This is a genomic window from Bacillus cereus group sp. BfR-BA-01355 (genome assembly GCF_022663675.1).
GTDB lineage: Bacteria > Bacillota > Bacilli > Bacillales > Bacillaceae_G > Bacillus_A > Bacillus_A thuringiensis_S.
On sequence record NZ_JAKUFY010000063.1, the window covers coordinates 20,491 to 30,601 of the forward strand.

A 10,111-nucleotide genomic window follows, 5' to 3' on the forward strand; every position below is an offset into this window, starting at 1 on the left:
TGTATGCTTTGCTTTATACAAGCCCTAACCAATGTACCAATTGTGTAGAGAGGAATGTAACAACAATGGCGATAACGGTAGGGATTGCAAACGATAAGAATGTCCATTTTGCACTTTTTGTTTCTTTATATATGTTAACCAATGTTGTTCCACACGGGAAATGAAGAAGTGAGAACAACATTGTGTTTAACGCTGTTAACCAAGTCCAACCATTTTCTAGGAATAGATTTTTAATTTGATTAAAATCATCTATTTCAGTTAAAGCCCCAGTTGATAAGTAAGACATTAATAAAATTGGGATTACAATTTCATTAGCGGGTAGTCCAAGAATGAATGCAGCTAGAATAAACCCGTCAAGTCCTAACATTTTAGCAAATGGATCTAGGAAGTTTACAAAATACATAAGTAAGCTTGTGTCACCGATAAAAATGTTAGCAAGTAACCAAGTTAATGCAGCCGCAGGGGCAGCAACAACTATAGCTCGTTTTAAAACATAGATTGATTTATCGAGTGTTGCGCGAACAATTGTATTCCAAACTTTTGGCTTGCGGTACGGAGGTAACTCAAGTGTGTAGTGAGTTGGAACCCCTTTTAAGGCTGTTTTTGATAGTATCCAAGAAACAGTTAATGTCATAATAACACCAATTACAACCATTCCAACTACAACGCCAGCAGTAACCAATGTTTGCATACTGCCTGTATAACCAGCAGCCATAAATAGTGAAGCCATTAAAATTAACATAGGCCAGCGACCGTTACAAGGAACGAAGTTGTTCGTTAAAATTGCTAGCATACGTTCACGTGGTGATTCAATGATACGTGTTGACATAATGGCTGCTGCATTACAACCAAATCCCATTGCCATTGTTAAAGATTGTTTCCCGTGTGCGCCGGATCGTTTGAATAAGCGGTCCATATTAAACGCGACACGTGGTAAGTATCCGTAGTTTTCTAGTAGCGCGAACATAGGGAAAAAGATTGCCATAGGTGGTAACATAACGCTAATAACAGCTCCGATACCACGGAATAAACCAAGTATTAAAATGCCATGTAACCATTCAGGTGCATGCGCTGCTTGGAACCAAGATGTTAAATATCCTTCGGCCCATCCGAAGAATTCGGCAATCATATCAGATGGTACGTTAGCGCCTGCGATTGTAAGATAAAAAATAATAGATAAAATACCGAGCATAATTGGGAATCCCCAGATTGGAGATGTGAAAATTTTATCTAGTTTTTCGGAACGATATAATTTATCAGTATTTGTATATTGGACGGATTCTTTACATATGCTTGCAGATGTTCGGTAAATATCTCCGACTATATCATCTCGTATATCTTCATTTGAAAGTGTTTGTGCATGTTGAATAATATAGTCTAATGGAAGAGCTTTACTGGCTGAGTGAGATTCCATTAATTATGACCTCCCTTACAAGTGGTTCATTATGGTGTTTTTGAAGTGTAGTTAAGAAATTTTTATCTCCATCCAATATACGTAACGCAATCCAACGTGCTGGATACGTATCACCGAACACCTTATAAATTTGTGGTTCTAATTCTTGAATCATATTTTCGATTTTTTCGCTGTAAGTAATTTTAATTGGTGTTGGAATTAGTTTTTTATTTGATACTTTTGCAATAACATTTAGTAAATGACCAATGCCTACTCGGTTACGTGCTGAAATTTTAACTACAGGTACACCAAGTGATTTTGCTAATTTTTTTTCATCAATAACAATACCTTTTTTCTCGGCTTCATCAATTAAGTTAATGCAAATGACTACGTTGTTTGTCATTTCCATCACTTGGAGTGCTAAATTTAAATTTCTTTCCATAGCAGTTGCGTCTAGGACAACTACAGTTACTTCTGGTTTTTCAAATATAATATAATCCCTCGCCACTTCTTCGTCCGCGGAATTTGAGTATAATGAGTAAGTTCCAGGTAAATCTATTAATGTATAAGTACTTCCGTTATGTTCATATTCTCCTTCAGCTTTTAAAACAGTTTTTCCTGTCCAATTTCCAGTATGTTGTTTTAAACCTGTCAAAGTATTAAATAATGTACTTTTCCCGGTATTCGGGTTGCCAGCTAAAGCAATACGATGTTTGCTCATCTGAAATCATCTCCTATTAATACCCCGAAAATAAGGGAACTTTCTTCTTTTCGCAGTGCAATAGTTGTGTTGCTCACTTGATAGGCGACCGGATCTCCAAGTGGACTGCGTTGCAATACTTTAATCGTTGCCCCAGGGATAAATCCCAAATCTAATAAACGTCGTTTCATAGTTCCTTCTAATTGTATCTTCTCAATTTGTACAAATTCCCCTGTTTTAAAATCGGAAAGGGGTTTAGTATTAGCCGATACCATAAAAGTTACCTCTTCTCTATATTGTTAGTGTTAGTTTAAAAAGTTTCCTTAGGTAAACTTTTTGTTAGTAATATAGTAGACTACATTGGATGATGCTGTCAATTAGTACTTTAAAAATATTCATTTAATTTTAGAATTGTTCCAATTTATTTAGTTGTACTAAAAAATATTACTGAAATTCTTTTTAATGTGCATAAATTAGGCGTGTAAAAGTTACAAAATACAGCGGAATTGTAAATATAACTTTAACTAAAAGGGAAAAAGAGAGAAAAACATTTACATTGAATTTACATTGTTAAGAATAAATTTACATTACAGCATAGTTAGTGTGGTTTTTGTTGGATTCTTTAACTGCAAATGTTGGGATTCATAGATTTTAAGGGTTATTATCGTCATTTACTTAAAATTAAAAATTGCTTAACACTCACATAATATTGTTGTCCTACAATGAATTTGTGTTCGAAAGAAAATGAATTCGAAAAGTGATAATCCAAATGGGGGTACAAGACATGGTTATGAAAAAAGGTATTAAATTCTCTTTAGCAGCTTTAGTGGTAGCAGGAGCATTAGTTGGGTGTGGAAAAGCAGAAGATACAACTAGTAAAGAAACTGCTAAAGGAAGCGATAATACAAAACAAGAATTATCGGGTACGATTGCAGCAGCTGGTTCTACAGCTCTTCTACCTCTTGCGGAGGAAGCTGGAAAGAAATTCATGGAGAAAAATTCAAAAGTTTCTATTCAAGTTCAAGGTGGCGGTAGTGGAACTGGGATTAACCAAGTAGCATCTGGTGCAGTGCAAATTGGTAATTCAGATGTTCCGTCCGGAGATAAAATAAAAGATGCTGAAAAGGCGAAAGAATTAGTAGATAACAAGGTAGCGGGTATTGCATTCGCTCTTGTTGTAAATAAAGATGTAAAAGTTGATAACTTAACAGTGCAACAAGTACAAGATATCTTCACTGGAAAAGTAACAAACTGGAAAGAAGTAGGCGGAAAAGATGAAAAAATCAACGTAATTAATCGTCCAGCTTCATCTGGTACACGTGCTACATTCGAAAAAACAATTATGAAAGACGCAAAAATCAATGATGGAACTGGAACAACACAAGATTCTAACGGTGCAGTAGAGCAAGCTATCAATTCTACTCCAGGTTCAGTAAGCTATTTAGCAATGTCTTATATGGTGGGTGATAAAAAAGGTGCACTGCAAACAGTGAAAATTGATGGTGCTGATCCAAAAGTTGAAAACATTGCGTCTGGTAAATATCCATTCTGGTCTTACGAGTATATGGTAACAAAAGGTGAAGCGAAAGAAGCAACAAAAGCTTACATCGATTATGTAAAAGGTAAAGACTTTGAAAAGCAAGTAGAAGATATGGGCTACATTCCAATGTCTAAATTAAATAAGTAATCAAATTTATGGGGCTGGCTGCAAGGCCAGTCCTGTTCATTTCAATCTGTGAAGTGGGGTCTGTCCTGTGATGAAGGGGAAAAAACAAATTAATTACGTGAAAAGTGAATATATAGGAAGATCACTTGTTACGTTTTGTGGTATTTTTATTGTTTTAATTACATTAGCTATTATTGCGTTTATTTGTGGCAAAGGAATTCAATCTTTTACACAAAGTGGTATCTCGTTTACTGAGATGTTAACATCGACAAAATGGAATCCAAATGCTGATCAAGGATCTTTTGGGGCTTTAATTTTTATTGTAGGTTCAACAGTGGTTTCGTTAGGTGCGGTTATTATTAGTGCACCAATTGCTATAGCTCTGGCTATATTCATGAATTTAATTTCGCCGAAGTTTGGAAATAAAGTATTGAAGCCTGTTTTAGAATTATTAGTCGGTATTCCGTCAGTAGTATACGGATTATTAGGGGTTACGATTTTAGTTCCGTTATTACGTGATTCGTTCGGGGGAGTGGGCTTTAGTTTAATTGCGGGTATCGTTGTATTAAGTATTATGATTTTACCTACTATTGCTAGTATCGCTTCTGATGCAATACGCTCTGTTCCATTTGATTATTTAGAAGCTTCTTATGGCCTAGGATCAACGAAATGGCAAGCAATTAGCCGAGTGATTGTTCCTGCTGCGAAAAAAGGAATTTTAACAGGTGTTGTTTTAGGTTTAGCGCGAGCTTTTGGTGAAGCGCTAGCCGTTCAAATGGTAATCGGGAATACGATTAAATTACCAGAAGGAATATATAGTCCGACAGCAACGTTAACTGGTATTTTGACAATGGACATGACAAATACATTGAACGGAACTGCTTGGAATAATGCGCTATGGACTTTAGCGATGATTTTACTTGTTATTTCATTCCTGTTTATTTTAGTAATTCGAGCGATTGGGCAAAGAGGTGAGCGATAATAATGAATGCAAGAACGGTAAATAAAGTTTGGACGGGTATCTTTTATGCGGTTGCGGCTTTGGTCGTAGCTATGCTAGTGTTCTTAGTGTTTGAAATTTTACAAAAGGGATGGGGTTTTTGGGATCCTAATTTCTTGTTTGGAGAACCAAGTAATACAAGAGCTGGTGGTGGGATTGGTCCGCAGTTATTCAATTCATTCTACATGCTTGTTATAACGCTTATTATATCTATTCCTCTTGGACTAGGTGCTGGAATATATTTAGCAGAGTATGCAAAACAAGGGCGCTTTTTAAATTTTGTTCGTTTATGCATTGAGACAATGGCGTCTTTACCATCTATTGTTGTTGGTTTATTTGGTTTGTTAGTGTTCGTTACAATGACAGGCTGGGGATACACAGTAATGGGTGGTGCTCTTGCTTTAACTATTTTAAACTTACCAGGTTTAACACGTGTTTGTGAAAATGCTATTTCAGAAGTGCCTCATAATGTAAAAGAGGCAAGTCTTGGATTAGGTGCAACAAAGTGGCAAACAATCGTTCGTATTATTATCCCATCGTCATTACCGCAAATTATTACAGGGATTATTTTAGCGGCGGGTCGTATATTTGGGGAAGCGGCAGCATTAATTTACACAGCGGGTTTAACATCTCCGATTTTAAATTCAGCAGCGGACTTCTCGAGTCCTGCGCATCCTTTAAATCCGTTTAGACCAGCTGAAACGTTAGCAGTTCATATTTGGAAGTTAAATTCTGAAGGGTTTATTCCAGATGCGAAGTTGATTGCGACAAAATCTGCAGCTGTATTAATTATTATGGTATTACTATTCAATGTCATTTCACGCTTGATAGCATCTGTATTGCATAAGCGCTTTACAGGAACGAAAAGAAAAAGTAAAACGACGAAGAAGATAAAAGCGGCATAAGTTACAAAGGAGAACTCTCTATTTATAAGTAGAGGGTTCTTTTTGCATTTTAATATAGAAGGAAAAGGTGTAGCGATTGTTGAATTTGTAATTCGTTATATAGATAAAGAGGTGAAAATGAGGGAGTGGATTTAATTTGTTTTTTCTGCAAATGTCAGGTTTTCCAGGGGCGGGAAAATCCACAGTTTCTAAGTATATAGCGAAGTTAACAGGTGCTATAATTGTAGATCATGACGTTTTGAAATCAGCATTGTTAAAATCACTAGAAGTGAAAGGTATTGAATCAACGATAGTTGGTGGACTTGCATATGATGCTGAATGGGCATTGATTGATTCTTATTTAGAACAAGGGCATAGTGTTATATTGGATAGTCCATGTTTATATGAGGGAATGGTTGAAAAAGGGATTAAATTATCAAATAAACATGGTGTGAAATATAAATATATTGAGTGTTATCTTAATGATATGGAAGAGATTAATGCGAGACTGCAAACACGTAAGCGTATGATTAGTCAAATTGAAAAAGTGAGGTCGGAAGTAGGTTTTAAAAAGTGGTTAAATGGTAGTAAGAAACCTTTAAATAGTGAATATCTTATTGTGGATTCTAGTGAACCTCTAGAGCGGTATGCGGAAAACATGATAGATTATATGAGTAGATAGAGAAAAGGCGTTATCTTCATTCGTGAAGATAACGCCTTTTGGTTTTAAATATCGGGTGTTTCTGTAGAAGTGCTTATTTTTCTACGGGAGCGCCTTTTTTTTCCGATTTTATCTAATAGTTCATACATAACTGGAACGACTACTAATGTAAGAACAGTTGAGACTGCTAAACCACCGATGACAACTACGGCTAAACTTTTTGATACCATACTTCCTGCTTGCGATTGACCGAATAAGAGTGGTAGCATAGCGACGATTGTTGTTATAGCCGTCATAATAATTGGACGTAGTCTAGTAGAACCTGCTTCCAGTAAGGCTTCTCTCGTTTCCAGTCCGTGTTCCCGATTTTGTTGGACCCTTTCTATTAATACAATAGCGTTTGTAACGACAATCCCGATTAACATTAATGCACCGATTAAGGAATTTACATCAACAGGTGTTCGTGAAATGATTAATCCTAAAATACCACCGACAGCAGCTAATGGCAGGGAGAATAAGATTGCAAAAGGAGCACGTGCTTGCCCGAAGGTGATAACCATAATTAAATATACAATCCCGATTGCGATCCCCATAATTTTGAATAAATCTGTAAAATTCTCTTGCATAGATTCAGTAGCTCCTGCGATATTTACTTTTGCACCGCTAGGTAAATCTAAGTCATTTATCGCTTTATTTACTTCTGTGTTTACTTTACTTAAATCTTTATTTGAAGCTTCGGCGGTAATTTGAATTGTTTCTTTTCCGTCTTTATGGAAAATTTCTGTTTGTGTTTGTTTTTCTGAAATAGTTGCGATGTCTTTTAAAGGAATTGGTCCATTAATAGGTGATAGTAAGTTTGTGTTTAAAATATCGTCTTGTTTATTTATGTTTTCCTTTTTGTGTTCTATCATAATAGTAGTTTTTTCATTATTAATTGTAATTTCGCCAATAGGCGATCTCTTCATAAGGAATGCTACTTGTTGCGCAGCTATTTCTGGTGTTAAGCCTAGTTGTTCAGCCTTTGTTTGATCAATATGAATTTGCCATTCTTTCTTAGAGCCTTCTAAATTCGTTTTTACTTTAGAAAGATTATCCATGCTTTTTAGTTTTGTTTCGACGATAGTAGCCGTCTCTTTTAAATTCCCTTCGTTAGTAGCTGTTATGTTAAATTGCAAATTGTTTCCGCCGCCAGAGCTTGAATAACTTGTTTTTATATAATTCAGTTCAGCAGGCTCGAAAGTTTTATTTTCCTTTTTTAACTCTTTAATATATTGATCAATATCAGAACCTTTTTTAAAGACTACAAATATACTAGCAAGGTTATTTTTAGTTGTTTGCCCCCATTGTGCATCTTCTGCGCTAGATCCCATTCGTAAAATAACGTCTGTTACATCTGAATTAGAAAGTAATTTCTTTTCGAAATCGAATGCTTTTTGTTTTTGAGCTTCAGCATTATAATCGGCTGGAAATGTCATGTTAATAGATAACATTGTGTCGTCCTCAGATTTTATGTTTGCTTTCGGTAGTAATATATAGGCTGCAATTGATCCTGCAAATAATAAAAATGCAGTAAGTAGAATAATGAATTTATGAGAAAGAGACCACTTTAAGGTAGCAACATATCGTGATGAAGAACTTGGCTTTCGATGCTTTGTTTTTTTGAGTAGTAAAAAAGCCATAAGTGGAACAACTGTTAGTGCAACGATTAAGGATGATAGAATAGAATATACAACTGCTAATACCATAGGTAACATTAATTTTCCGATTGCTCCTGATACGAGGCCGATAGGTAAAAAAACAGCGACCGTTGTTAAAGTAGAAGAAGTAATTGCGACGGCGACTTCTTTCGTTGCATCAAGAATAATATTTTTAGAGAAAGGATCTTTTTGTAAACGGCGGAAAATATTCTCGATGACAACGATACTATCATCGACGAGACGTCCAACCGCAACAGCTAAACCACCAAGGGTTAAAATGTTAAGTGTGATGTTAGATTGATGTAGTAAAAAGAGTGTTAATAAAATAGATAATGGAATACTTACAACAGCGATGAGTGTTGTTCGGAAGTTACGTAAAAAGATTAAGATAATTAGAGTTGCAGCGATTGCTCCAAGTATTACTTCTTTTCCCATGCTAGTAACAGCATTTTCAACTTGTTCATGGGTTGAAGCCAAAAGTTTAATAGAAAATTGATCTTTATATTCCTTATTTATCTCTTTAACTTTTTTATCAATCTCTTTTCCGATGGCAACTGCATTTTTACTCGGTTCTTTCATGATGATTAATCCTGTGCCTTCTTCGCCGTTTATATGTGAGATTGTATCGTAGTGTTGTTTGATTTCGATTTGAGCAATGTCTTGTAATTTCACTTGGGGTGCCACAGTGATGTTTTTAATGTCATTTACATTTTTTATGTCCCCGATGACGCGGAGGTTGTATTCTTCCTGATTAACAGTAATTGCCCCAGCTGGAGTAGAAGTTTCTTTTCCTTGTAAAACAGTTAGTACCTGCTGTGATGTTACGTTTTTGTTTTTTAATTGGTTCGGATCAAGTACGATAGATAATTCAGAGGTTGATTTTCCGAAAAACATAACGTTGGCAACACCATCAATGTTTTCGAGTTGTGGTACGATTTCTTTTTCAATTTGTTTTTCATCTGCTTTTGAAAAACCGTTTTGTTTCTGGATAGTAATTTGGGCGAGTGGAATCATAGAAGTGTTTAATTGACTAACTACGGGCTTGGTTACATCTTTAGGTAATTTAATTGTATTGACGGCTTTTTCGACTTCGCGTGCTGCATCTTTCATGTTTGCTTTTGATGTATATGCAATGTCGATACGTGATAATCCCTCGTGCGTAGAAGAAGTGATGGTATCGATATGTTCCAAATTACGAAATTGTTTTTCGAGAGGGTCAGTTACGTCTTTTGTCATCGTTTCAGCGTCAAGTCCCTGAGATAAGGTTGTGACGGTGATTGCTGGATTATCGATACTTGGCAAAAATTCCATAGGTAATTTAGAGCCGGAATAAACACCGAGTATGGAAATGAGAAAAACCATGATGATAATGGCGGAGCGGTTTTTTAATGAAAACTTTGTTAACCTATCCATAAAATAATTCCTCCATTGCTTTATTTATAGTTGAATACGTCCTTTCTTACTATATAACAAAAAATGGATATCTTTCATTAATTAAATGTAAAAAAATTCTAATAATATTCTTAAGTTTATATTTGCGTTGGAATGTTGTTATTTGTAGGGAATTAAATTTTTGAATGGGAAGGAAGGGATTAATGCGTGTGGTTGGCTATTTAATTGGGATGTGATTTTTTCTTACGACTAATTTATATCGCTATTCTATAGAAGGATAATTATTATAAATTTTTATATAGAAGAGAATGAAAATCTGGGAAGGTATTGTGAAATGCAATTTGGTTGAATGAAGTGTAGTAGTATACAATCAGAATAACTATTTTTAGTAGAAAGGATAACAGTTCTTTTTATAGAAAAAGTAGGATAGATAATTTTTTTGTGTTTTTTATAAAAAACACTTGTTATTTAAAAAACATGATGGTATATTAATAAACGTCGCTGATGCGGAAACGCAGAAAAATGACAAAAAATAAATTTTAAAACTTAGTTGACATCGAAAAATGAAGATGTTAATATGATGAAGTCGCTTCTGAAGCGGTGGACAAGTTCTTTGAAAACTGAACGAAACAAACAACGTGAAACGTCAATTTTTATTTTTAGATGCTAGACAAACTAACTTTATTGGAGAGTTTGATCCTGGCTCAGGATGAACGCT

At 35.2% G+C, this 10,111-nt stretch carries 8 protein-coding genes; 4 read left to right on the forward strand and 4 right to left on the reverse strand.

The genetic code is table 11. The annotated features are described in order from the left end of the window. Nucleotides 1-13 precede the first annotated feature (13 nt). Genes MR167_RS19690 through MR167_RS19700 form a run of 3 tightly spaced genes read right to left on the reverse strand, consistent with a single transcriptional unit; the run spans nucleotide 14 to nucleotide 2,368 of the window. Entirely contained in the window at nucleotides 14-1,414 is a 1,401-nt protein-coding gene (locus MR167_RS19690; protein ID WP_242315287.1) for a nucleoside recognition domain-containing protein, read from the reverse strand. After that, entirely contained in the window at nucleotides 1,392-2,114 is a 723-nt protein-coding gene (locus tag MR167_RS19695) for a FeoB small GTPase domain-containing protein (protein WP_242315288.1), read from the reverse strand. Before MR167_RS19695 ends, MR167_RS19690 begins: the two co-directional genes overlap by 23 nt. Further along, the gene (locus tag MR167_RS19700) at nucleotides 2,111-2,368 is read right to left on the reverse strand and encodes a FeoA family protein (protein WP_000252988.1); all 258 of its coding nucleotides are present in this window, start codon (nucleotides 2,366-2,368) and stop codon (nucleotides 2,111-2,113) included. The genes MR167_RS19695 and MR167_RS19700 overlap by 4 nt, the downstream gene beginning before the upstream one ends. Nucleotides 2,369-2,877: 509 nt before the next feature. Between MR167_RS19700 and MR167_RS19705 the strand changes: the two genes are divergently transcribed. From MR167_RS19705 to MR167_RS19720, 4 genes are all read left to right on the forward strand, one after another. Then, a complete protein-coding gene (locus MR167_RS19705; RefSeq protein ID WP_000245111.1) occupies nucleotides 2,878-3,780 on the forward strand; it encodes a phosphate ABC transporter substrate-binding protein PstS family protein in 903 nt (300 codons plus the stop codon). Between the two features lie 70 nt (nucleotides 3,781-3,850). Then, nucleotides 3,851-4,741, forward strand: a complete 891-nt coding sequence (gene pstC / locus MR167_RS19710; RefSeq protein WP_000676676.1) for a phosphate ABC transporter permease subunit PstC — start codon at nucleotides 3,851-3,853, stop codon at nucleotides 4,739-4,741. A gap of 2 nt (nucleotides 4,742-4,743) precedes the next feature. Beyond that, a complete protein-coding gene (gene pstA / locus MR167_RS19715) occupies nucleotides 4,744-5,664 on the forward strand; it encodes a phosphate ABC transporter permease PstA (protein ID WP_000994151.1) in 921 nt (306 codons plus the stop codon). Nucleotides 5,665-5,800: 136 nt separating this feature from the next. After that, nucleotides 5,801-6,325, forward strand: coding sequence for a P-loop nucleotide/nucleoside kinase family protein (locus MR167_RS19720; protein ID WP_000465748.1), 525 nt, complete (start codon nucleotides 5,801-5,803; stop codon nucleotides 6,323-6,325). A 44-nt stretch (nucleotides 6,326-6,369) separates the two neighbouring features. On the opposite strand, the gene MR167_RS19725 is transcribed toward MR167_RS19720, so the two are convergent. After that, entirely contained in the window at nucleotides 6,370-9,414 is a 3,045-nt protein-coding gene (locus MR167_RS19725; RefSeq protein ID WP_242315289.1) for an efflux RND transporter permease subunit, read from the reverse strand. Between the last annotated feature and the right edge of the window lie 697 nt (nucleotides 9,415-10,111).